23 protein-coding genes and 1 riboswitch are annotated in these 22,323 nt (G+C 55.4%); of the genes, 10 read left to right on the top strand and 13 right to left on the bottom strand.

The window, feature by feature from the left end; genetic code table 11:
- Window positions 1-6: 6 nt before the first annotated feature.
- Window positions 7-2,235 (bottom strand): isocitrate dehydrogenase (NADP(+)), encoded by a 2,229-nt coding sequence (locus BM485_02500; protein ID OKY76139.1) that lies wholly within the window; start codon window positions 2,233-2,235, stop codon window positions 7-9.
- Between the two features lie 483 nt (window positions 2,236-2,718).
- On the opposite strand from BM485_02500, the gene BM485_02495 reads away from it, so the two are divergent.
- Window positions 2,719-4,341: a glucose-6-phosphate isomerase gene (locus BM485_02495; protein OKY76138.1), complete on the top strand. Its 1,623-nt coding sequence runs from the start codon at window positions 2,719-2,721 to the stop codon at window positions 4,339-4,341.
- A gap of 69 nt (window positions 4,342-4,410) precedes the next feature.
- On the opposite strand, the gene BM485_02490 is transcribed toward BM485_02495, so the two are convergent.
- On the bottom strand, window positions 4,411-5,670 hold the full coding sequence (locus tag BM485_02490) for a transporter (GenBank protein OKY76137.1): 1,260 nt from the start codon (window positions 5,668-5,670) through the stop codon (window positions 4,411-4,413).
- A 196-nt stretch (window positions 5,671-5,866) separates the two neighbouring features.
- Complete coding sequence (locus tag BM485_02485; protein ID OKY76136.1) at window positions 5,867-6,427, bottom strand: hypothetical protein; 561 nt, start codon at window positions 6,425-6,427, stop codon at window positions 5,867-5,869.
- A gap of 148 nt (window positions 6,428-6,575) precedes the next feature.
- On the opposite strand from BM485_02485, the gene BM485_02480 reads away from it, so the two are divergent.
- Window positions 6,576-6,962 (top strand): hypothetical protein, encoded by a 387-nt coding sequence (locus BM485_02480; protein OKY76135.1) that lies wholly within the window; start codon window positions 6,576-6,578, stop codon window positions 6,960-6,962.
- On the opposite strand, the gene BM485_02475 is transcribed toward BM485_02480, so the two are convergent.
- Window positions 6,955-8,373, bottom strand: a complete 1,419-nt coding sequence (locus tag BM485_02475; protein OKY76134.1) for a hypothetical protein — start codon at window positions 8,371-8,373, stop codon at window positions 6,955-6,957. The genes BM485_02480 and BM485_02475 overlap by 8 nt on opposite strands.
- 229 nt (window positions 8,374-8,602) lie before the next feature.
- On the opposite strand from BM485_02475, the gene BM485_02470 reads away from it, so the two are divergent.
- Window positions 8,603-9,907 carry a spore maturation protein gene (locus tag BM485_02470; GenBank protein ID OKY76133.1) on the top strand — a complete coding sequence of 435 codons (1,305 nt, stop codon included), beginning with the start codon at window positions 8,603-8,605 and terminating at the stop codon, window positions 9,905-9,907.
- A 41-nt stretch (window positions 9,908-9,948) separates the two neighbouring features.
- The gene (locus BM485_02465) at window positions 9,949-10,764 is read left to right on the top strand and encodes a hypothetical protein (protein ID OKY76132.1); all 816 of its coding nucleotides are present in this window, start codon (window positions 9,949-9,951) and stop codon (window positions 10,762-10,764) included.
- Window positions 10,765-10,774: 10 nt separating this feature from the next.
- On the opposite strand, the gene BM485_02460 is transcribed toward BM485_02465, so the two are convergent.
- From BM485_02460 to BM485_02440, 5 genes are read right to left on the bottom strand one after another with little or no spacing between them, the layout of a single operon-like run.
- A complete protein-coding gene (locus BM485_02460; GenBank protein OKY76131.1) occupies window positions 10,775-11,590 on the bottom strand; it encodes an ABC transporter in 816 nt (271 codons plus the stop codon).
- Window positions 11,587-12,594, bottom strand: a complete 1,008-nt coding sequence (locus BM485_02455) for an ABC transporter permease (GenBank protein OKY76130.1) — start codon at window positions 12,592-12,594, stop codon at window positions 11,587-11,589. The genes BM485_02460 and BM485_02455 overlap by 4 nt, the downstream gene beginning before the upstream one ends.
- A 1-nt stretch (window position 12,595) precedes the next feature.
- Entirely contained in the window at window positions 12,596-13,522 is a 927-nt protein-coding gene (locus BM485_02450) for a hypothetical protein (protein OKY76129.1), read from the bottom strand.
- A 3-nt stretch (window positions 13,523-13,525) separates the two neighbouring features.
- On the bottom strand, window positions 13,526-14,320 hold the full coding sequence (locus tag BM485_02445; GenBank protein ID OKY76128.1) for a hypothetical protein: 795 nt from the start codon (window positions 14,318-14,320) through the stop codon (window positions 13,526-13,528).
- Window positions 14,320-16,290, bottom strand: coding sequence for a hypothetical protein (locus BM485_02440; GenBank protein ID OKY76592.1), 1,971 nt, complete (start codon window positions 16,288-16,290; stop codon window positions 14,320-14,322). The genes BM485_02445 and BM485_02440 overlap by 1 nt, the downstream gene beginning before the upstream one ends.
- Window positions 16,291-16,577: 287 nt before the next feature.
- Window positions 16,578-16,792, bottom strand: a riboswitch (cobalamin riboswitch).
- 230 nt (window positions 16,793-17,022) lie between these two features.
- On the opposite strand from BM485_02440, the gene BM485_02435 reads away from it, so the two are divergent.
- The 6 genes from BM485_02435 (at window position 17,023) to BM485_02410 (ending at window position 21,056) form a co-directional block, all read left to right on the top strand.
- Window positions 17,023-17,982 (top strand): hypothetical protein, encoded by a 960-nt coding sequence (locus BM485_02435; protein OKY76127.1) that lies wholly within the window; start codon window positions 17,023-17,025, stop codon window positions 17,980-17,982.
- Between the two features lie 3 nt (window positions 17,983-17,985).
- Window positions 17,986-18,474: a hypothetical protein gene (locus BM485_02430; GenBank protein OKY76126.1), complete on the top strand. Its 489-nt coding sequence runs from the start codon at window positions 17,986-17,988 to the stop codon at window positions 18,472-18,474.
- Between the two features lie 24 nt (window positions 18,475-18,498).
- Window positions 18,499-19,482 carry a hypothetical protein gene (locus BM485_02425; protein ID OKY76125.1) on the top strand — a complete coding sequence of 328 codons (984 nt, stop codon included), beginning with the start codon at window positions 18,499-18,501 and terminating at the stop codon, window positions 19,480-19,482.
- Window positions 19,483-19,522: 40 nt separating this feature from the next.
- Window positions 19,523-20,104: a hypothetical protein gene (locus tag BM485_02420; GenBank protein OKY76124.1), complete on the top strand. Its 582-nt coding sequence runs from the start codon at window positions 19,523-19,525 to the stop codon at window positions 20,102-20,104.
- Window positions 20,101-20,442, top strand: coding sequence for a hypothetical protein (locus BM485_02415; GenBank protein OKY76123.1), 342 nt, complete (start codon window positions 20,101-20,103; stop codon window positions 20,440-20,442). The genes BM485_02420 and BM485_02415 overlap by 4 nt, the downstream gene beginning before the upstream one ends.
- A gap of 194 nt (window positions 20,443-20,636) precedes the next feature.
- Window positions 20,637-21,056 carry a hypothetical protein gene (locus BM485_02410; protein OKY76122.1) on the top strand — a complete coding sequence of 140 codons (420 nt, stop codon included), beginning with the start codon at window positions 20,637-20,639 and terminating at the stop codon, window positions 21,054-21,056.
- A gap of 22 nt (window positions 21,057-21,078) precedes the next feature.
- Here the strand turns inward: BM485_02410 and BM485_02405 are convergent, their stop codons facing one another.
- From BM485_02405 to BM485_02390, 4 genes are all read right to left on the bottom strand, one after another.
- The gene (locus tag BM485_02405) at window positions 21,079-21,357 is read right to left on the bottom strand and encodes a hypothetical protein (GenBank protein OKY76121.1); all 279 of its coding nucleotides are present in this window, start codon (window positions 21,355-21,357) and stop codon (window positions 21,079-21,081) included.
- A 130-nt stretch (window positions 21,358-21,487) separates the two neighbouring features.
- Entirely contained in the window at window positions 21,488-21,685 is a 198-nt protein-coding gene (locus BM485_02400; protein ID OKY76120.1) for a hypothetical protein, read from the bottom strand.
- Window positions 21,686-21,716: 31 nt separating this feature from the next.
- Entirely contained in the window at window positions 21,717-22,028 is a 312-nt protein-coding gene (locus BM485_02395; protein OKY76119.1) for a hypothetical protein, read from the bottom strand.
- Window positions 22,025-22,285: a hypothetical protein gene (locus tag BM485_02390; protein OKY76118.1), complete on the bottom strand. Its 261-nt coding sequence runs from the start codon at window positions 22,283-22,285 to the stop codon at window positions 22,025-22,027. The genes BM485_02395 and BM485_02390 overlap by 4 nt, the downstream gene beginning before the upstream one ends.
- Between the last annotated feature and the right edge of the window lie 38 nt (window positions 22,286-22,323).

The following is a 22,323-nucleotide window of genomic DNA, read 5'->3' as shown; positions in this document are numbered from 1 at the left end:
CGCTGGTTAGATGGTATCCACTATGTTATTGAAGGTGGCGCTGGGGCGCATGGCGCGAAACGTCTTTTCCGCATCCGGCCGATAATACCCGCCGATATCCGCCGGTCGTCCCTGGGCGCTGTTTAATTCGGCAATGATTTTTTCTTCATTGTCGCGCAACTCCTGCGCCACCCTGGTGAAACGCGCCTGCACGTCCTTGTCTTTGTTCTGGGCGGCGAGGCTTTGCGCCCAGTAAAGGGCCAGGTAAAAGTGGCTGCCTCGGGTATCGAGTTGTCCGACCTTCCGTGACGGAGACTTTTCGTTTTCCAGAAACGTGCCGATGGCCTGATCGAGGGTTTCGGCGAAAAGTCGTGCTTTTTCATTTTTGCATGTGCTGTAGATGTGCTCGAATGAGGGAACCAGCGCACAGAATTCACCGAGGGAATCCCAGCGCAGATGGCCTTCCCGCAAAAACTGCTCGACATGTTTCGGCGCTGACCCGCCTGCGCCGGTCTCAAACATGCCGCCGCCGTTCATGAGCGGCACGATGGAAAGCATTTTCGCGCTGGTGCCGAGTTCCAGGATGGGGAAAAGATCGGTGAGATAATCACGCAGCACATTGCCGGTGACGGAAATGGTATCTTCTCCCTTGCGGATTCTCTCCAGGGAAAAGCGCATGGCTTCCTCCGGCTGCATGATGCGGATATCAAGTCCGCTGGTATCGTGATCCGGCAGATATTTGTTCACTTTTGCGATGATCTCGGCATCGTGACCCCGGTTTGCATCAAGCCAGAAAATTGCCGGAGTGCCGGTTGCCCTGGCCCTGCTGACTGCAAGCTTGACCCAATCGCGGATCGGCGCGTCCTTGGTCTGGCAGCCCCTGAAAATATCGCCTGCTTCCACCTGCCGGGCAAGCAGGGTCTCGCCGGAAACGGCATCAACAATGCGAATCGTGCCGGCTGCCGGGGCGATAAATGTTTTGTCATGGGAGCCGTATTCCTCCGCTTTTTGCGCCATCAGGCCGACATTGGCGACACTGCCCATGGTGGCGGGATCATAGGCGCCATGTTTTTTGCAATCTTCCACAACCTGCTGATAGATCGTTGCATAACAACGATCAGGGATCATGGCGATGGTGTCGTGCAGCGTGTCGTCCGCCCCCCACATCCTGCCGCCGTCGCGGATAAAAACGGGCATGGAGGCATCAACAATGATATTGTTGGGGACATGCAGGTTGGTGATGCCCTTGCTTGAGTCCACCATGGCAAGTTCGCAGTTTGTTTTATAGACCGCGACAATGTCCGCCTCGATTTCCGCCCGCCGGTCTTCCGGCAGGTGCTGGATTTTGGCATAAAGATCACCCAGGCCGTTGTTGACATTGACACCCAGTTCCTTGATGACAACGCTGTGCTTGGCAAACACATCCTGATAAAAGACGGAAACGCAATGGCCGAACATGATCGGGTCCGAGACTTTCATCATGGTCGCCTTGAGATGGAGTGACAGCAGGAGCCCGTCATTTTTCGCCGCCTTGATCTGCTCGCCGTAAAATTTCCGCAGGGCGGCAATATTCATGACCGATGCATCAATGATCTCGCCCGCCAGCAGGGGAAGCTTTTCCTTGAACAGGGTGATTGCGCCCTTTTCGTCGACAAATTCAATCCGCGCCTCACACGCCTTTTGGGTGGTCAGGGATTTCTCGCTGCCGTAGAAATCATCCGCATTCATATTGGCGACCCTGGATTTGGAATTCGCGGGCCATGGTTTCATCAGCTTATGGGGATTTTTTTGGCCGAAGCGTTTGACGGATGCCGCAGCCCTTCTGTCCGAGTTCCCCTCACGCAGGACCGGGTTGACGGCGCTTCCAAGAACCTTGGCGAATCGCGCCTGAATTTCTTTTTCGGCATCGGTTTGCGGGTTCTCGGGATAGTCCGGGATGTCATATCCCTTGTCCTGCAGCTCTTTGACGGCCGCTTGTAACTGAGGAATGGAGGCGCTGATATTGGGCAGTTTGATGATGTTGGTTTCCGGCAGCTTGGCAAGCTTGCCCAATTCCGCGAGATAATCGGGGATTTTTTGGCTGTCGGGCAACCGGTCGGGGAAATTGGCGATGATTCGTCCGGACAGCGAAATATCCTTTTTTTCAAAGGAGATGCCCGAGCCCTTGGTGTATGACTGCAGAACAGGAAGCAATGAATATGTTGCCAGGGCGGGTGCTTCATCAACTTCCGTGTAAATGATCTTTTGTGTTGCCATAATTTTTCCTTGATTTTAATGCTTGTATCAACTGAAGCTTTATAAAAAAATGGTTTTCAATGAACCGGCATGAACGATGATGTGTTGAAAGAATTAGCATATACGGTTTGGGATTGCAAATAGCATTATTGTCCGGCGCGCGGTGAATCGCCCTTTCCGTCACACTTTGGCTGAAACGAAATGGCTTTGATCACTATTGATGGTTTCGCAAAAAACTGAGAATCAACCACGGAGCACACGGAGATAAATGACTGTAAGGCAAAATGTTTTCTCTGTGCCCTGTGTGGTAAAAAAAGACTTTTTACGATTTCATCAATATTGAGATGGCTATCAATGCGTGTTTCCCAGCTCGACGGACCGGATGATGTGGGCCTTGAGCGTAAAAAGATTTGACTCGGTACATGGAATTGTGATGAACTGATGAAGGTCGGCAGGTGAAATGATTTTCCCCTTTTTTGTAAACCATTCGAAAGGTTAGCGACTATGCACACGACAAATTTTGATCAGCTTTCCGCCTTTGCCCCCTTGCGGCAATTTTCCCTTTCTCCCTATGACTTGCGGAAACCGGGAGCCTTGAATCGGCAGAGAATCAACCGCTATGTCTGTTCTTCCTGCGGCTTTGATCTTCTTTTTGCCACCCAGCGGCTTGACGACGCGGTGCTTGACGCCTTGCAGGGACTTGCCGATGAGGCGGGTTTGGTCGAACAGTTCATGGCGATGAAAAAAGGGGCGGTGATGAACCGTATTGAAGGATTTCCCTGCGAAAACAGGCAGGTGCTGCATACCGCCACCCGCGATGTCTTCAGTGATCCCCCCCTGGAGCCGCATGCCTCGGCTCAGGCCCGGCAAGAGCTGGCCAAGCTGGAGCGGTTTCTTGCCGATCTTGACCAGGGCCGTATCGTCAACAGCAGGGGCGAGTCCTTTACCGACATGGTGCAGGTGGGAATCGGCGGCTCTGATCTCGGCCCCAGGGCCCTGTACCATGCCCTGGCCGCCTTTCAAAAGAAGGAGCGGCGGGTTCATTTCATTTCCAATGTCGATCCCGACGATGCGGCGGCGGTGCTCAATGGTCTTGATCTGTCCCGGACCCTGATCAATGTGGTGTCAAAAAGCGGCACCACCCTGGAAACCTTGACCAATGAAGAGCTGGTTCGCCATGCCTATGGCCGGGCCGGGCTTGATCCGGCGGTTCATTTTGTCGCGGTTACCGGCGAAGCAAGCCCGATGGACAACCCGGCGCGCTACCTTCGTTCGTTTTATATGTTTGACTATATCGGCGGCCGTTACAGCGCCACCTCCATGGTGGGCGGCGTGCTGCTCGGTTTTGCCCTTGGATATGAAGGGTTTGTCGATATTCTCCGCGGTGCCCATGAGGTGGACCGGGCAGCGGAGAAGAAGGACATTTGGGAAAATATTCCGCTGCTGCTGGCCCTGCTCGGTGTCTGGAACCACAATTTCCTCGGCAGTGAAACCCTGGCCATTCTGCCCTACAGCCAGGGGCTTATCCGTTTTGCCGCCCACCTGCAGCAATGCGACATGGAAAGCAACGGCAAGTCGATCAACCGCCGGGGTGATGCCCTGTCCCATCAATCCGGGCCGGTCATCTGGGGCGAGCCCGGCACCAACGGCCAGCATGCCTTTTATCAGCTCATCCATCAGGGCACAACCGTGGTGCCGGTGGAGTTTGTCGGTTTCCGTCAGTCGCAATACGAAAAGGACATTCTTATCCAGGGCACCACCTCCCAGGAGAAGCTGGTCGCCAACCTGCTGGCCCAGTCACTGGCCCTGGCCACCGGTCAGGACCATGAAAATCCGAACAAGCGATTCCCCGGCAACCGGCCCAATTCCATACTGCTGGCCGACCGGCTCACCCCGCGGAGCATGGGCAGTCTGCTGGCCATCTATGAAAACAAAATCGCCTTTCAGGGATTTGTGTGGAATATCAATTCCTTTGACCAGGAGGGTGTGCAGCTCGGTAAAAAACTGGCCAACCAGCTGCTTGATCACTTTGCCGGTCGCCGCGCCGATGCATCGTATTCCGGAGATGCCGAGGATGCAGGGTGGGCCATGCTGCGGATCGCGGGCCTGGCGGAAAGTGCCGAGTGACGGGAGGGATGTGTTGTCGCCTGTCTTTTTCGGCGGCGAAGACGCTTATGACTGGTCGATTGCCGCGGTTTAAAAGAGGAAGGAGAAACTGACTTCAAATTCAAATTGTTCCATTTCAAGGGTTCCGGATTGTGAACCGGTGTTGGGATTACGGCCGGTGACTTTTTCCCCCGGCGCATACATCAGCGAGATGTTGATTTCCTTGTTTGCAAGGGTTTTGGTCAGGCCGCAGGTGTAATGTTCGGTCACCACTGCCGGGGCCAGGATGTTGAAAAGGGCCTGTTCTCCGGAAATTACCTGCTCGCTCAGGCTGTAACCGGCCCGCAGCACGACATCCGGACGCCATTGCCACTGCAGGCCGAGCTTGCCGATGGTGGTATCCTCCCAGCCGAATCCAAGCCCGTCATCAGTGCCCAGCAGGATGCTCCCCGGTTGAAAAATCATATCGCCCTGGTTGGCAATTGACTTGATTTTTTCAAAGTAAATGCGCTGCACATCAAAGACCAGGGTGAAAGTCGGCAGGATTTCCCAGGCCAGGCCAACGGTAAGATTCGGCGGGATGTCGAAATCACCCTGCTCGGCAAAAAGCCCCTGGTACGCCTCGAATCGGGACATCCACAGCTTGGACTGGTAGGAGATGCCTGCCGAGAAGCTGTCCGAGAATCTGCTCAGCCAGCCGACTTTTATCCCCCCGCCGTAGGAATAGTCCGAACCTTGATTGGTGACGTGGGAAGGATCGGAGGAAAAGGGCTGAAAGGGTTCCAGGCCGGTGACCTTGAATGACTGCGCCGCAAGTATCGGAGTGATGCCGAAGGAGTGGTTGTTTGATATTTTCCGGGAATAGGTCAATCCCAGAAACACCTGTTTGAAATCAATGCCGGTGGGGGAAGAAGCCGTGCCGCCGGGATTGTCGAAAGAGGAAAAGACGGCGCTGTCGTACTCGGTGTTCATGCCGCCGTTTGCCCCGATACTGATGCCGAGCGAAGATCGGGAATCGAGCATGCGGTTACCGGCAATATGGGGGATGAAGAAAATATCATTGTCGCTTTCGTAGGCGCCCGGAAGAATGCACGACGGGTTGCCGCCGGTGTCGCTTCCGGCGGTGAAGCTTCTGTCCGGCATGAATGCCGACATTCCCACGTCCAGACGGTTGCCGAGATGGACCATGGTCGCCGGATTTGATGCGGCGTCCATGGCGTCCAGGGGCAGGGCCGAGCCGCTGCCGGCCATGGCCTTGCTTTTCGCGCCGTATCCATGGGCCCAGTAGCCGTTGGTGGCATGGGCGGCGATGGGAAAAAGCAGTATAAGAAGAAAAATAAGCTGTTTCACGATTGCCTGGTTTGTTGAAGGAATTCGGGTGCGGCATAATGCCACAATATTTTGTAGCAAAAGCGAAGAGAAAAGTAAAACGGCTATTTGGCCCAGTCAAAAATTTGCAACGATGACGGTGAGCGCCTGATTTTCCCCGGAAGTATTGGTTGGGTCAAGAAGGTGACACCCTGTTTTTTTGCGGGGTCCTTCCTGTTCAGGTCCACAGGTGTTGCAGGAGGATTTTCAGGCCGATGCCGATGAGAAGCAGGCCGCCCAATACCTCCACCCGTTTTCCCCAGATCATGCCGATGCGGCCGCCCATCAGCATGCCGGCCACGGTCAGTATCGAGGCGGTAAGGGCGATGACCAGGGCCGGCGTCCAGATTGTGACGCCGATAACGGCAAGTGACAGTCCCACGGCCAGGGCATCGATGCTGGTGGCAACGGAGAGCATGACCATGGTCAGCCCCCGGGTGGGATCGCTTTTTTCTTTTTCCTCTCCGTCCTGGAAGCTCTCGTGGATCATTTTCCCGCCGACAAAGGCGAGAAGTCCGAAGGCGACCCAATGGTCATAGGCGCTGATCAGGTGCTGGACACTGAGGCCGGCAAGCCAGCCGATGATCGGCATCATCCCCTGGAACAGGCCGAAATGGAAACCGAGGCGGAAGAGTTGTCGTTTGCTGACCGGATGCAGGGCCACTCCGGCGGCAAGCGACACGGCAAAGGCATCCATGGCAAGGGCGACGGCGATGAAGAGAAGGGTGACTGGTTCCATGTTTTTAGAAGGGCTCTCTTGACCTCGAGGGCTTTCATGGCTAAATTTTTATGACACTCAAAGATTGACAGCAGTAACTGCGACTTTATAAGATAAAGATAGGGTGCGGTCAAGGAGAAGCCTGTTAAATTCGAAAGGGGCTTTTGTCATGGAGAGAAGTGGATCTGTTTCAGCCACCTCAGGCCAAATAAGCAGAACGCAGCAGTATGAACGGAGCCGGCAGGTTGAGGTTGCCCGGGAGGTGCGGCGTGAGCAAGGGGCCGAAACCGAGATATCGACCAAAACAACCACAGAGAAAACCGTTGAAACGACCAGGGTCCGCCGCGAACTTGAATCAAGGATTCGCGAGCTGAACAGGAAGCTTGATGAACTGGGCCGCGGCTCATCGCAGTTTGAGCTTTCTTCCGGTGATGAGCCGGTTATCCGTCTGGTCGATGACAGCGGGCGCACCTTTGATCTGAAGCGGAATGTCGACGAATTTCTCGCCGCCGATCCCGCCGAACAGAGCGGCCTGCTCGTCAATACGGTTATCTGATTTTTTCTTTTTCCTTCTCCGCGCTGTCCACGACCATCGTCGTATCCGTGTTGTGATAGCCCACCTTGTTTCTTCCCGTTTTTTTTGCCTTGTACATGGCCAGATCTGCCGCTTCCACGAGGAGCATGGGGTCTGCGACATTATTTTCCGGATAGGCGGCAACCCCGATACTGACCGTGATCGAGATCTGTTCGTCGTCACAGGGAATGACGCTCGACGCAATCTCTTTGCGTAATTTTTCCGCAATGCGGATCGCTTGTTCGCGGCCGGTTTCCGGCAAAAGGACAATCATTTCTTCCCCGCCGTAACGCGCAACGAGATCGGTGTTGCGCACCGTTTTCTTGAGCGTGTCGGCAATTGATATGAGAACCGTGTCGCCGCAGAGATGTCCATGGCGGTCGTTGACCTGCTTGAAATGATCCGCGTCAATCATGAGCACGGACAGCTCGTGTCCGTAGCGTCTTGCCCGCCGGTATTCCTTGGTTAAGGTTTCCAGGAGGAAGCGGCGATTGCAGAGTCGGGTAAGGGCATCCGTATTCGATAATTCTTGAAGTTCCCTGTTTGTCTTGACCAGTTCCGCATTGGTCCGGAGTAATTCGTTCTGCTGTCTGGCGATCTCTTCGCCCATGCGGCTGATGGCCGAGGCCAACCTGCCCATCTCGTCATTTCGATCAACCGTCCCGGGATTGAAAAATTCGCCATTGGCGATCATTTGTGTTCCGGTGATCATCTTTTTTACCGGTTGGCTGACAAAACGAAACAGATAAAGAACAATCAGGATCGAGGTGACTAAAAAAATCAAAATGATGAAAGAGGAAAAAATCTGCTCCAGGAAATGGATCTCCCGGTCAACCTCATGAAGCGAGATAACCGTATCAAGTGTGCCAAGTACGGTTGCATCCGGAGAATGGGCATGACAGGAGGCGGACGAACAGCCTGGTTCGTTATATATGGGGGTGACAATCCCGAGAAAGCGCTGGCCGGCGGAAGAAAATATTCGAGTCCTTTCTTGCAGGCCGAGGACGGAAGGGGGCGGGGTGAGTTGATGGCAAATGGCACAGGCGTAATTGTTGATGTCGGCAATTGTGCCGACCTCTTCGTCTTTATTTGAGAATTTGATTTGGCCGCCTTTGTGGTAGATGCGAATGTGTTCAATGTTTTCCTGGCTGGCGATGTTTCTGATAATCTGCGTTATGTCGTCCCTCATGTTGCTCATCATGCTGTAGTGTGTGCCGAGCTTGATCGTATTGTTGAAGCGATCGGCTTCGGACATGACATTGTTGATGATGGTTCGGTTGACGTAGCTGATGCTGAAATAGGCCAGGGAGCCCATGCACAGAAAAAGGATGACGCCCATGCCGAAAAGGAGATTGATAAAAAGGCTGTGGCTTCTCGCAAAAAATTTTTTCATTCATTTGCTCCGCTGGGGGAATTCACTGCGGGAAACATGATAACATATTAAATCGATTCCGGATTCAATTGTAAATGAAAATGATTTCAATAGTTTTTCTTTAACGGCATGCCGCAAAAAAGGGGATGCGGTTGATGAAATATCCGCATCCGTTGCAAGCATTTTGGGCCGCAACATGCTATGGTGGTTCCGCAATATGCTCCCGCAAACTTGAATCCGGAGTTCATCAATGAAGCAAAAACCTGCCGCCATTAATATCATCTGGCTTTCCCTGGTGGTTATCGCCACGGTGACGGCCGCCTATACCGGCAGGATGGACGAGGTCACCAAGGCCTCGTTTGAATCGGCAAAAAGCGCGGTTACCCTGGCCATCGGACTAATCGGCCCCATGGCCCTTTGGCTCGGCATCATGAAGGTGGCCGAGGCCGGCGGGTTGATGCGCATTGTCGCCGGCTGGGTGCGGCCGGTGATGGTGCGGCTGTTCCCTGATGTGCCCCATGATCATCCGGCCATGAGCGCCATGATCATGAACATGGCGGCCAATGCCCTGGGACTCGGCAACGCCGCCACCCCGATGGGGATCAAGGCCATGCAGGAGCTGGAAAAACTGGCGCCGCAAAAGGGGACGGCCACCAATGCCATGTGTCTTTTCCTGGCCATCAACACCTCAAGCGTCACCCTGCTTCCCCTCGGCGTCATCACGGTGCGGGCCGCGGCCAATGCGGCAAACCCGGCGGCAATCCTCATCCCGTCGCTCATCGCCACCTGCTGTTCCACACTGGTTGCCGTTGTCATGGCTAAAGTGCTGGCCGGGCGCGACGATCAGGCAGGGGCCGGCCGGGATGAGGCAACGAACAGCGAGCCGGAAAAGGCGGAAACGGTTGAGAGTGAGCTTGTGCCGCCCGGCCGCATCGGTAAAATATTCATTTGGTTGCTGATCACCGCTTTTCTTGGAGGGATCCTTTACCGGCTCGGACAGACGCCGGATTTTTCCGTTTTTTCCTCCGACTCCTTGAACGCCGTGTCAAGCTGGCTCATTCCGGTCCTCATTTCCGCTTTTCTTCTCTTCGGTTATCTGCGCGGGGTAAAGATTTATGAAACCCTGACCGAGGGCGCCAAGGAGGGGTTCACCACCGCGATCCGCATCATTCCTTTCATGGTGGCCATTTTCACGGCAATCGGCATGTTCAGGGCAAGCGGCGCCATGGACATCATGATCCTTTTGCTTTCCCCGCTGACCGAGGCGGTTGGCATGCCGGCCGAGGCCCTGGCCATGGCGCTTATGCGGCCGCTCTCCGGCAGCGGCGCCTTTGGCATCATGAGTGAAATGGTCAACCAGGATCCGGACGGGTTCCTTTCCTTTCTCGTTTCCGTCATGCAGGGTTCGACGGAAACCACCTTTTATGTGCTGGCCGTTTATTTCGGCAGCGTGGGCATCATCCGCACCCGTCATGCCCTGCCGGCCGCCCTGTGCGCCGATGCGGCGGGCATCGTGGTCTCGGTTGTGGTTTGCCGGCTTTGGTGGGGAGGGTGATCTTCATTTTTTTTGTAACTGTGAATGAGAAAGGATAAATCATGTGCGAGTTTTGTGTCAGCCATGGAGAAGGGAAAAAATGGTACGAGAATATGGCCAATTATTCCCGGGAGGTGTTTTTGCAGGTCAACTCCGAGGAGCGACTGGGACACTTTCTCCTCCACTTCGGCCAAGGTATGCATGATGGCCTGGCGCGGGCGGAAAAATGGAGAAAACGTTTTCCCCGTCTCTATGATCTCCTTGCCTATCCCTGGATTACCCGGCAACAGAAAAAAGGCCATTTCGGCCAGATTCTGCCCCTGGAAGATGTCAATCATATCGTTGACCGGGTCAGCTCCATTGTTCGCCTGCCCTGTATCTGCCGCAAGGTAAATACCGGAGCCGACAAGCGATACTGTTACGGGGTGGGGCTCGATATGACCCATATTCTCAAGGATCAGCCCGATTTTCGTGATTTCGACCGGATCAGCGCGGCGGAGGCGAAAAAAGAGATGCGCGGCCTTGATCTGGAGGGGAACACCCACAGCGTCTGGACCTTCCAGACCCCCTTTATCGGCGCGATCTGCAACTGTGACCACGACTGCATGGCCTATAAGGTTCAGTATGAGCTGAAACTTGCCAGGGTGATGTGGAAGGCGGAGTATGTGGCGGCGGTTGAGCATGACCGCTGCTCCGGTTGCGGCAAGTGCCGCAAGGCCTGCTCCTTTGATGCGGTCTCCTTTGACCGGCGGTTGAAGAAATGCGTGATCGATGCTGCAAAATGCTACGGCTGCGGCATCTGCCGGGGGGTCTGCGAAAAGGAGGCCATTGCCCTGCATGACCGCCGTCTGTTTGCGCAGGCTGCCTCCTCCTGGTGATTTCCGTTTGTCATTTGTCGTGCTCCGCCCCGGGCCCGTGCCGAAATTTTTCCGGCACGGGCAGGACGCGCCGGGTGCGACAGAGCGGATTTTCATCCACCAGCAGCCGGCACTCGTAACTCTTTTCCAGCAATTCACGCCGCAGCACGTCCTCTGGTCCGCCGCAGGCAACCAGCCTGCCGTTCTTTAACAGCAGCAGGCGTCCGGCATACATGGCGGCCAGATTGATGTCGTGGGAAACCATGCAGATGGTGATGCCGTTTTCCCGGCGCAGTTTTTCCAGCAGATCCATGATGCGTATTTGATGGGCAAGATCAAGCGCGGCGGTGGGTTCATCGAGAAAAAGGATGCGCGGCTGCTGGCAGATGGCCCGGGCGATGCTCACCCGCTGTTTTTCTCCGCCGCTCAATTGGTCCAAGGTGCGCCCCGCCAGGTGCAGGGTATCGGTCGCCGCCATGGCGTGCGTGGCGATTGCATGGTCTTTTTCCGTCTCAATCCCCAGCAGGCCGACATGAGGTGAACGGCCCATGAGCACCGTGTCGGCAACCTTGAAAGGGAAGCCGGACTCCAGTCCCTGGGGTACCAGGGCGGCAATCCGCGCCAGTTCCCGGCGACGATACTGATGCAGCTCCCTTGCAAAAAGGGAGATGGTCCCTGCCGCTTTTTTCCCCGTGGCGGCAAGCGTGGTGAGCAGGGAGGATTTGCCCGCGCCGTTGGGGCCGATGATGATGAAAAATTCCCCGCTTTCGATGTGGAAAGAAAGATTCTCCAACACTTTCTTGCCGTTGTACGCCAGGCATATGTTCCGGGCCTCCACCGCTTTCATTGCCGGCTTCTCCGGAGAAGCAGGATGAAAAGCGGCGCGCCGATCATGGCGGTGATGATCCCCACCGGAAGTTCTCCCGAGGCGGGCAGGGTTCGCGCCAGAAGATCGCAGATCACCAGATAGGAGGCGCCGCCGAAAACGGCTGCCGGCACCAGCAGTCGGTGGTCGGGTCCGATGACCAGGCGAAGAATATGGGGAATCACCAGGCCGACGAAACCGATCAGCCCGGAGAAGCAGACCACCAGGCTGACCATGAAGGTCGAGGTGACAAGCAGGAGAAGCGAGATTTTTTTCACATCCACCCCCAGTGACACCGCGGCCTCCCGGCCGGCGAGGAGAACATTCATCGGCCGGGCGAGAAAAAAGATAATCATGGCGCATGGGACAATGAGGTAAAAGAAAGCAAGCCTTTCCGGCTGGACCATGGAAAGGTCGCCCATCAGCCAGAAAAGCATGTGGTGCAGTTCACTGCTTTTTGACAGGGAGATGAGAAACATGATGAGCGCTCCGGCAAAACCGTTCATCATCACCCCGGCCAGAAGCAGTGAATCCCGACGAACCGCCCGTGTGCCGGAGGCCAGCAGCAGCACCAGTCCGAGGGTGGTCATGCTGCCGGCAAAGGCGGCTGCCGTCACGCCGGGGAAAAAGGAGACGCCCGCCAGCATGCCGCCGATGGCCCCCACTGCGGCGCCGCCGGAAATGCCGAGAATGTATGGCTCGGCCAGGGGATTGCGCAGTAGAACCTGAAAGACCAGGCCCCCCAGCGACAAGGTGGCGCCGGTGACGGCGGCCAGCAACACCCGGGGAAAGCGAATCTGTGTGATGATGGTCCGTTGGGTGCTGTCCGGGGATGCAAGTTCCGTGAGCATGTCGCCGAGAAGAAAAGGATTGCGATTGGAGGAGCCGAGCAGACTGCCGAAAAAAAAGGCAAGCGCCAGCAGCAGGCCGAGCGGCAGGCAGAGAAGAACCAGCCGTTTGCCGATGGGGGTGAATATCCTGTCCATTTTAGTTCCTGGTTTCCGTCTGATCCGGGGGCAGGCGGGGATGAAGGATGTCAACCAGCATCTGCAGCCCGTCGGCAATCCGCGCGGTGGGTCGGTCAAACATGTCGGCCTTGAGTACGTAAAGGCGGTTGTCGCGTACCGCCGGCAACTGGGGCCATCTGCGCCATGCGGCTTTCAATTCGTCATCGCTGTAGCCGCCTGCCATGGAGGCGATGATGACAACCTCGGGCCGCATGATGAGGATGTCTTCCCATGAATAACGGGGATAGACGACGGAACCCGCGGCAAGATTGATCCCGCCGGCCAGGGAGATAAGCTGGTCGATGAAGGTATTTGAACCGGCTGAGATGATCGGTGCGGCGTCGATCTGGAAAAAAACCCTGGGCGTTCGACCATCCCGGGCGGCCAGCAGGGCGGCGGCCCGGATCTTTTCCTTCATTTCACCGACAATGGCGGCAGCCCTTTTTTCTTTTGCCAGCAGGTCGCCCAGCAGCAGGATTGACTCCATGATCTCCTCCAGGCTCCGGGGGTCAAGGGAGTAGACCGGAATGCCGAGGGCAATGATGCCGTCCACCATGTGTTTGGGGTTGCCGTCCCGCGCCGCCAGGCAGAGATCAGGCCGCAGGCTGACGATCTTTTCCAGGTCAAGATGGACATAGGAGCCGACTTTCGGCAGTTTGGCCGCAGGGGGCGGTTCATTGCTGAATTGGGTCACCCCCTTGATCCGGTCGCCGGCGCCCAGGTCGAAAACGATTTCCGTGATGCTCGGCATCAGGGAGACGATCCGTTGCGGCGGGTGCGCAAGGCTGACCTCGCGGCCCAGCTGGTCGACGAAGATTGCCGCCTCAACCGGTTGTGCCATGCCGCGGGAAAGCAGCAGCAGAAGCAGGATTGCCGTGAATTTTAAAAAAAAGAGTGGTGTTTTCATCGGTCATTTCTCCTGTAATGCATAGCGGATCGGAATGCGCACCCACATGGGGATATCTTCCGCCCCCTGTTTGCCGGGCAGAAACAACCAGCGACTGACAGCGGCGATCGCCGCCCGGTCAAGGAGATCGTGGCTGCTGCTCCGGGCCAATTTTATCTGTTCCGCCGCTCCCAGCCGGTTGACCAGCACATCAAGCTCGACGGTCCCTTCCAGCCCCCGCTTCCGGGCCAGGGGCGGATATTCCGGCGGCGGGTTTGCGTGGTAGCGGGGAGCGGCTTTTTGCAGGGGCGGCAGCGGCGGAGTCGCCGTATCTCCCGTATCGTCAGGCCGTGAATCTGCCGGGGATGTCGGCATTGCGGCGCTTGTCGGACGGGACGAAGGCGTTTGCCGCTCCTTTCCCTGGGCCGGAGCAGCCGGGGACACGCTGTTTGGCTGACTGTTCCTGTTGCGTTCAGGCGTTTGCCGCTGCACGGATTGCTCCGGTTCTTTCCCCTTGTGCAACGCCGGTTCCTTTGCTCGTTTCAGTCCGCCGCCTTTCCCGCTGTTTTCCGTTTTCCGGGGCGGCAGAGCCGCTTTGCTATGCGCTGGTGCCGACAGGTTGATTTCGATCACCCGCGGCTCAGTTGCAAGCTGGTTTCTCGGCCGACTGTTGATTGCCGTTGCCGGCAGCATTGCGTGCAGCAGTATCGCCCCGGCGATGGCCAGCCGGCGCCTTGATGTTTGTCCGGAGACAGGATCGGCAAGCAACGCCTTGTCCGCATCGCCTGCCTCTCCCGTCGCCATTTTTTCCGCGTTCATCAGTAGAGGAAGTTCAACCCCGCAAAGAACATCCTGCCCGGCATGGGGTAGCCCTTGACATACGCATAGTCCGCGTCAAGGAGATTGGTGATTTTCCCGGTGAGGGCAAAAGAGCCCCGGTCCTGAAAATCAAGGATTTTCTTGCTCATGGTCAGGTCGGCCACGGTAAAACCGCCGGAGGTGTCGACCGGCGCGGGGAAAAGGCCGGATTCCCAGTCCTCGATCCTTTGCTCGCCCCGGTAGCTGAAGTTCAGGCGCAGGGAAAGGCTGTCATAATCGCTGATAAAGATACCGTAGGCGGCATTAAGGTCACTGATGTATTTCAGCTCCTCCTGGGCGTCCAGGTCTTCATAGCGGTCAAGAAAGACCAGGTTGAGGTACGGCCGCACTTCATAATCCCAGCCGTAACGGCTGCCGAGATCCACGGACGCGCTTGCTTCAAAGCCGGAAATTTCTGCTTTGCCGACATTTTCCCAGGTTCGGTTGCGCCCGGCGGCCACGCTTTCGATCTTGTCCTTAAAGCGGGTGTGGAAAATACCGAGGCTGGCCGTAATTCCGTTAGCGCTGTAATCAACCCCTGCCTCATAGGTCCTGCTTGATTCCGGATCAAGGGAGGAATTGCCCAGGTAATGGATCCCGAAGTCGGAAACGAAATCGGCGGCCAGTTCGTTTGCGCCAGGCATGATGAAGGCCTCGCCGTAATGGGCGCGCAGTTTGACTTCCTCGTTGACCAGGTAAACCATGCCGAGACTCCCGGCCAGGTTGCTGTCTTCTTCATTTCTGCCGGCCGGTTCCACGACCTCCACCTCATAGCTGTCATGGCGCAGTCCGCTGGTGATGATCAGCTTTTTTTGCAGAAATTTGGCCTGGGCCAGCACAAAGGCCGCATGGTTTTCATACTCCGACTTTGCCGGGTCCATGGAGCTGCGTGTTTCATAGGAAAGCCAGTCAATGCCCGCGGTCACCCGCACGATGCCGATGTGCATGCTGCCCTGGGCCTGGGCGCCGTCAAAATCCGTGCTGTTCCAGTCGTCAACGCCGTCATCCCAGCCGCCGGCATTACTGACCAGCGGATCATGCCAGGTGTCTTTGTCCCTGCCGTTGAAGAGGCGCATCTGCCAACTGGTTTTTTCGTCCGCGGCCGCCCCGTCATAGATGAGATCCATGGAGTGGTTGGCGGCGTCCTTGCTGTTGTCCAGGTCATTGCTGCTGATATAGCCGGGGGAGCCTATTTCATCGCCGTAATAGCGATTGAAAAGAAGGCCGATCCGGCTGGCCGGCGAGAAGGTGTAGCCCGTGTTGACCGAATATGCGTCAATATGGTCGTAGCCGCTGTTGGCAAATCTATCGCCGGATCCGGTATCGTAGTCATCCATGGTGGACCGGGAAAAGCTGCCGGAGAAATCGACATTCGCGCGTTGTCCGGCAAGACGAAAAGCTGTTTCGTCGTAACCGTAACTGCCGATGGTGCCGGTCGCCTCGGCGGAAGGAGCGCCGCTTCCCCGGCGGGTGATGACATTGACCACGCCGCCCATGGCCGCCGACCCGTATTGCACCGAACCGGGACCGCGGATGATCTCGATGCGTTCCACGTTTGCGGTCATGATTTTGGCGACATTGCCGGTTCCGGCCCGCCTGCCGTTTAACAGCACCAGCACATGGGACTTGAGGTCATTGCCGTAGGATTCGCTTTTGAATCCGCGGATGTCAATTGATGTCAGGGCGCCGGGGTACTGCTTGACGGAACCCAGTCCCAGCCCGGCCAGCAGTTCGCCCACGTTGTCGGCAGGGGAGGCGGCGATTTCCTCCGCACCGATAACCAGCATCGAGGCGCTAACCTCTTTGACGGATTCGTCCACCCTGGCCGCCGTAACCACCATCTCTTCCATGGACACGGATGATTGCATGTCCGTGGTTGCCGCCGCAGATGCCATGGAAGGCAGGCACATCGCCAGCATGAAACATTGCATTGTTGTTTTTGTCTGCATTGTCTGCTCCTTTTCGTCGTTTACAGGCAGCCGCGCATGGCCGTTTGAAAGGCATCCCAGTCTTTGATGAGAAAAAGGGTGATTTTGCAGAAAGATTGTTCGTGTGTTGCCATGTGTTGCCTCCGAATTGATGTGATGAAAAATGAGAGTCACAGTCCGGGGGAGATGGCGTCTGGCAGACAAAAAAAATCCCCGGACCAATAAAAATTGATCCGGGGATTCCCTGATTTTTCCTCAGATGCAGTGTGCTGCTCCTGATCCACGGGAGCAACAAAGCGTACTTTCCAGGCAGGTTTTCTGACTTCCGGATCATCCTGCGGTCGCGTCTTCCCAGCCCTGCGATGCGCCCTGAAAAAGCGTCATCCCATTTGGGCCAGTGACATGGTGCGACCTTCGTCCCCGGTTACAGCGGCGGGCCCGTCCCTGATTTACACAGGGTTCCCTATTAAGCTCGGTTAAGAGCGCCTGAAAAATGTGCCCTCAAACTAATGGCAAAAAAAAAGGAAGTCAAGGGAAAGGTGAAAAGATGATCGCCAACCTGAAAATCATATTTTTATCATGCTGATGCGGATGTTTCACGCGGTATCCGTTTTTTCGTTTGACAGGGGTTTTGCCGATGTGATGAGATATATTTATGATCTTGTTTCGTTATTTCTCAAATGAAGATGCTGTTTTGTGACAGCTCCCAATCAACCGGGAAGGGCGGGTGTCGAGATGAAAATTGTCATTGTCGGAGCAGGGGCCTTGGGTCGCTTGTTCGGGGCATTGCTGGCCAGGGGCGGTGAAGATGTCTGGTTTGTCGAGCCGGACCGCGAGGTCGTTGCCGCCATCAATGCAAAAGGTATCGGGGTAACCTTGCATGAGCATGCGACGCCGGAGAAGATCACTTATTATCCGGCCCGGGCCGCGGACAGCGGCAGGGAAATCGCGGCGTGCGATCTGCTGATCATGGCTGTCAAGTCCTATCATGTGTATGAGGCTATTCTCGGGGTCTCCCATCTGGTCGCCGATGCCTCGCCGGTGGTGACCCTGTTGAACGGCCTGGGCCATCTTGAAGTGATGGGCAGGGTTGTGGAGCGCAAAAACATCATCGCCGGTTTTACCAATATGGCGGCAACGGCTCTGGGGCCGGGCCTGGTGGTGAACGACGGCGTCGGCAAGACCAAAATCGGCGAAGACGACGGCACGATAAGTCCCAGGCTGCAGACAATAAACGGGTTGCTGAACAAATGCGACATTGAAACAGAGCCGGTGCATGATATTGTCAGCCGCATGTGGTGCAAGGTGATCGTTCATGCCGCCATTAATTCCGTTTCCGCGGTGGTGCGTCAGCGCAACGGCCATCTCATCGAGGGCCTGGAGTCCATTTCCCTGCTGAAGCGGCTGGTGGATGAAGGCGAGGAAATCGCCGATTCCTGCGGCATCGTCCTCGGCTCCACCGACCTCTATGCCATGCTGCTCGCCACCTGCCGTCGGACATTCAACCATCTTTCTCCCATGCTGCAGGATATCATCAACCAAAGAAAAACCGAGGTTGACGCCTTGAACGGTATCCTCTACCGCTACGGCAAGCGAAACGGGGTTGAGGCCGTGACTCATCAGACCATGTTCGAACTGATCAAGAGCGTGGAGATGAGCTACGGCATGGTTGACGACAAGGAAGAGAGATTCTGATGATTGCCGCTTCCCAGCGGAAACCGGGTGAACCAAATGACAAACTGGCATAAGATTCTGGTGGCGGTGGATGACAGCAACCTTTCCGAGCTGGTCCTGAACTATGTGGGCGAGGTGGTCGGCGGTATTGACAAGGCGGAGATCTGTCTGCTGCATGTGTATCCGGAACCGCCGCCCTATTATTTCACCGAAAAGCACACCCTGCAGGAATACAGGGATGAAAAGGAGAATGCGGCTCGCCAGGTGTTCAGTCGAGCCGTCGAGGTGCTCGGCAGCCACGCCATAGCCGGGACCCGGATCACCACCTCCTGCCTGATGGCCACCGGCAAAACCTTCAGCAAAACGATCCTGCAGGTCCAGAAAGAAGGCGGCTTCGGCACCGTGGTCCTCGGCAAGCGCGGCATTTCCAAAGCGGAAGAATTTCTTTTCGGCAGTGTTTCCACCGCGGTTCTGCGGGAAAGCCGAGATTTCACCGTGTGGATTGTGTCCTGATTGCATTCCTGACGGGAGATCCGCATGCCGAAAACATTACAGGACATACCGGACCGTATCGTTTCCCTTTTCCGGGAGCATCGAATCGGCAAATCTTTGCGACGACAGCCGAAGGTTTACGGCGATACCTCGAATTTCAGCTCCATTGATTACGGCGATATCATTGTCGCCGATAACCGCTATTTTCTCGTCACCGGCCATACGGTTGAAGGGCGCTTCGGGGTCGATGACCAGCCGAAGCAGTGGGTGCCCAAGGTGTCTGATCTGGAAAGCGGTGTTTCCTACATCCTCAAGCTTGTTTTTCATGAGGTGTTTTCCGTCACCGTCGGCCATTTTACCATTCCCTGCTATCGCAGCCCGGAAAAAGAGGCGCGGATTCTTGAGCTGACCCATGGGCAGGAACGTTTCATGCAGGGCTATGCGGTGGAAGACGAGGCCGGCAACCTGGTGCGGATTCTCGATATCATCAGCGGCCGCAGGCTTGACAAACATATCTATCGGGATGACTGCGGCCACCGGGACTATTTTGAATCCATTCTGCCCGGTGTTCTGCGGGAATATGTCGCCTGCGCCAGGGCGATTCAGCAGTTGCACGAGGCCGGCTTCCGTCATGGCGACATCCGCCGTGACCATATCCTGGTGGAATATGAAACCGGCATGTTCCGCTGGATAGATTTCGACTATGAGTTTTACCTGCCGGAACGGCCCTTTGCCCTTGATCTGCTGGAGCTGGGCAATATGCTCATGTTTCTGGTGGCCCGGGGCAACTATCATCCCCGTGAAATCGTTGATGAGCCCTCCCTCGGGGAAAAGGTGCTGGCGACAATTGAGCCGGAGGATTATTCACTGCTCTCCAAAAACCGGGTGGTCAATCTCCGCAAGCTGTATCCCTATATCCCGCCGGAGATGAACAATATTTTCATGCACTTTTCCCAGGGGGCAAGCGTCTGGTACGATACGGTTGAAGAACTGGTGGATGATGTGGAAAAAGTGGTTGCCGTGCTGTGAGGCAGGGCGGGAATAACGGGGCGCGGGGAAGAGGGAAGACATGGATTCAGATGAAAATGGGCAAAATGCCAGGGAACGTTTAAAGCAGCTCATCCGGGAACGCGCCTATAAAAAGGACAGCCTTTTCAAAACGCCGGCGGGCATTGTCACCAGCTATTTTGATTTCCTGGAAATTTCCTTGAAACACAAGGGGGTGGAGCTGGCCGGCCAGGTGCTTTATGATGAAATAAAGGATCTTGATATTCATGCCCTTGGCGGCCCTTCCCACGGCATTGCCTCCATTTTATGCCGCGCCGCCTTTTTAAAGAAGATCGGTGTGTTTTATATCCGGGACAGCATGAAGAAGGAAGGCAATCTGCATGATCCCAAATGGATCGAATCGCGGATCAAGGGTGGGGATCGGGTCGCCCTGGCCGGAGACGTGGTGGCCTCCGGCGATCTTATTCTTCGTTCTGTCCAGGAGGTCATGCAGCTTGGAGGGGAGATAAAAAAGATCGTCGTCATGATCGACACCCAGCATGGTGAAGGCGTTGAAAGGATACGGAAATTTCTGAAGGTGAATATGCTGGACGTGCCGATCAGTGTTGTCTTTAAGCGGGAGGAGCTGGTCGACGGGTCATGATGGAAAACTATTCATTCGGCAGGATCGTCATTGCCGGGACAGCCTACACCTCGGATTTGAAAATTATCAATGGGAAAGTGATTTCGCATTGGTGGAGAAAGGCAGGGCACGCCGTCGAACAGGATGATATTGTCGATATTCTTGCGGTCAAACCGCACGTCGTAATCATCGGCCAGGGAAATCCGGGCATGATGCGGGTGACGGCTGAGCTGAAGGACGAGTTGGGGCGACTGGGGATCGCACTGATTGAAGAGCCGACCGCGAAAGCGGTAGCAACCTTCAACCGGCTGTTTGATGCGGGGAAAAACATCGCCGCCGGGTTTCATCTCACCTGCTGATTACAGAGATTTATGGTGGGCTTTCTTTCTGGGGAACATCAGGGAAATAGTTTGACTTTTGCATAACCACGAAAAGTCAAGAGCGGATCTGCCCCCCCATCCCTGTACCGCCATGTTGCCGGTATAGCAACTCGCCCGGCAATGATTAATTTGTAATTTAATGGACGTCCCCAATACCCCTCGGAGGTAGCGTTATGCCGGGAAAAAAGAAGGTGTCAATCATGATCTTCCATGACGAACTCTGCCAAGTCTTTAACGGCCTGATGACCGCCATCAGCCTGCAACGGGCCGGGGCCGAGGTCACGATCTTTTTCGGCTCGCGGGGAATCAATGCGGTGCACAAGGAGAAGATCAACCATCTCAAGTGCCTGCCGGACCAACCGGAGGATGAGCAGAAAAAGGTGATGGACCGCATGGAGTCCATGAACCTGCCGATGCCGGAGGATATGCTGCTCATGCTGCACATGGAGGGGGCCAGCCTGCTCGCCTGCCCCCTGAATAAGGTGGTCTTCGGTTTCAAGGACGACGACTTTGTCGAAGGAGTGGTCCTGGCCGATCCGGAGACCTACTACACCGGGACCGTCATCCCGGCGGACATGAACCTGGTTTTTTAGTCAACTGGGGACGTCCATAAAATTATAATTTTCCTGTTTTGCCGAGGGCGTATCGTCCTTCCTGCGCGATCTTCTCGTCACGTTTTACGGCGATACTGACAGCGGGCTGGGTGAGATGGAGCTTTTTGGCCAGGGATGTTGCCGTCAAACCCGATTGTCGAACCGCCCAGGAGCAGAACAGACTGCGAGCCTGAACAATTCTCTGATATTTACCGGTAGAATAAATGTGCCCCGGCTCGATAGCAAAAAGACCGGCCACCTCCTTGCCCAATTCGTCAAGACCGTAACCGGCTACTTTCAATTGATCCCGGCGGCTGAGCTCTTCTTCGGCATGGCGCAGTGCCTCTTGAATCCGGTCGCCGTTGTTGTCCGGGTGAAGTGACAGGCGGCGATGGAGTTTTCGGCCGGCGCGGTCAGGTTCACCAGATCAGTCAACCGTTGGCGTTATCATGGGTGCAGGCGGCCACCGTGATGTTGAACTGGGTGAGCCCGGTCATCCTGCCGGCCTCGTCGTACGTGTAGGTTACTGTTTTGAGAGGAATTTCACATTCCCCGAATCGGGATTTATTTATTTTTTGCTTTTGGGGGATGGGGAAACAGGCGATGCCACACCGCACTGAAAATGGCATGAACACTCCCACCTGTATGGAAAATAAGCAATTATTTTTCGTAATCCTGATCATGAGGTCCAAGCAACACGAACTTGATAGTATCATCAGGCCATTGTTTGCAGTCTGAGCAAGCGACTACAAAGTCGTCAGATTTTTTTCTGCACGACTCGCAATACAGATAGATAATGATAAAGTTGCGCTTTACGGGGCAAGAATAGAAACCCTGCCGATTGCCCTTTAATGGTTCTCCCATGGCAATCGGGATCTCGATAATCATGTCGACTTTCTTCTGGACCAGCTTCTTTATCGACGAATGCTTTGTAATGGCGGCAAGAAACGCCTTTTCAAACACGGCTCTCATCTGCCGCCAAAAACATCATCATAAGAATGCCATACTGCGGTGCCCTTGCGAAGTTTTTCCTGTGCTTCTTCCATTGCGGCTTGAAAGGATGGATCTGACAGAATTTTCTCCGTTTCCTTCCCTTCTATTTTGCGTTTCAAGGTGAGCAAATACTGAGTCACCATATCGGCAACAGATGTTCGATTTTCGGCCGCGAAAACTTTGGCAAAGTCTGCAATGTCTTGATCAAGGCTGATGTTTAATCGAGTTTTAGACATTGGTTTAACCTCCCTACTTTATTTCCCAATATGCGCCT

Source organism: Desulfobulbaceae bacterium DB1 (genome assembly GCA_001914235.1).
Taxonomy (GTDB): Bacteria; Desulfobacterota; Desulfobulbia; order Desulfobulbales; family SURF-16; genus DB1.
Note: the sequence above shows the minus strand (reverse complement) of the source record. Positions and strands in the feature narration are given on the sequence as shown.

Coding starts and splice junctions, on each gene's coding strand:
- BM485_02500 (OKY76139.1), bottom strand. CDS start 2,235: ATGGCAACACAAAAGATCATTTACACGGAAGTTGATGAAGCACCCGCC.
- BM485_02495 (OKY76138.1), top strand. CDS start 2,719: ATGCACACGACAAATTTTGATCAGCTTTCCGCCTTTGCCCCCTTGCGG.
- BM485_02485 (OKY76136.1), bottom strand. CDS start 6,427: ATGGAACCAGTCACCCTTCTCTTCATCGCCGTCGCCCTTGCCATGGAT.
- BM485_02480 (OKY76135.1), top strand. CDS start 6,576: ATGGAGAGAAGTGGATCTGTTTCAGCCACCTCAGGCCAAATAAGCAGA.
- BM485_02475 (OKY76134.1), bottom strand. CDS start 8,373: ATGAAAAAATTTTTTGCGAGAAGCCACAGCCTTTTTATCAATCTCCTT.
- BM485_02470 (OKY76133.1), top strand. CDS start 8,603: ATGAAGCAAAAACCTGCCGCCATTAATATCATCTGGCTTTCCCTGGTG.
- BM485_02465 (OKY76132.1), top strand. CDS start 9,949: ATGTGCGAGTTTTGTGTCAGCCATGGAGAAGGGAAAAAATGGTACGAG.
- BM485_02460 (OKY76131.1), bottom strand. CDS start 11,590: ATGAAAGCGGTGGAGGCCCGGAACATATGCCTGGCGTACAACGGCAAG.
- BM485_02455 (OKY76130.1), bottom strand. CDS start 12,594: ATGGACAGGATATTCACCCCCATCGGCAAACGGCTGGTTCTTCTCTGC.
- BM485_02450 (OKY76129.1), bottom strand. CDS start 13,522: ATGAAAACACCACTCTTTTTTTTAAAATTCACGGCAATCCTGCTTCTG.
- BM485_02445 (OKY76128.1), bottom strand. CDS start 14,320: ATGAACGCGGAAAAAATGGCGACGGGAGAGGCAGGCGATGCGGACAAG.
- BM485_02440 (OKY76592.1), bottom strand. CDS start 16,290: ATGCAATGTTTCATGCTGGCGATGTGCCTGCCTTCCATGGCATCTGCG.
- BM485_02435 (OKY76127.1), top strand. CDS start 17,023: ATGAAAATTGTCATTGTCGGAGCAGGGGCCTTGGGTCGCTTGTTCGGG.
- BM485_02425 (OKY76125.1), top strand. CDS start 18,499: ATGCCGAAAACATTACAGGACATACCGGACCGTATCGTTTCCCTTTTC.
- BM485_02420 (OKY76124.1), top strand. CDS start 19,523: ATGGATTCAGATGAAAATGGGCAAAATGCCAGGGAACGTTTAAAGCAG.
- BM485_02415 (OKY76123.1), top strand. CDS start 20,101: ATGATGGAAAACTATTCATTCGGCAGGATCGTCATTGCCGGGACAGCC.
- BM485_02410 (OKY76122.1), top strand. CDS start 20,637: ATGCCGGGAAAAAAGAAGGTGTCAATCATGATCTTCCATGACGAACTC.
- BM485_02400 (OKY76120.1), bottom strand. CDS start 21,685: ATGCCATTTTCAGTGCGGTGTGGCATCGCCTGTTTCCCCATCCCCCAA.
- BM485_02395 (OKY76119.1), bottom strand. CDS start 22,028: ATGAGAGCCGTGTTTGAAAAGGCGTTTCTTGCCGCCATTACAAAGCAT.
- BM485_02390 (OKY76118.1), bottom strand. CDS start 22,285: ATGTCTAAAACTCGATTAAACATCAGCCTTGATCAAGACATTGCAGAC.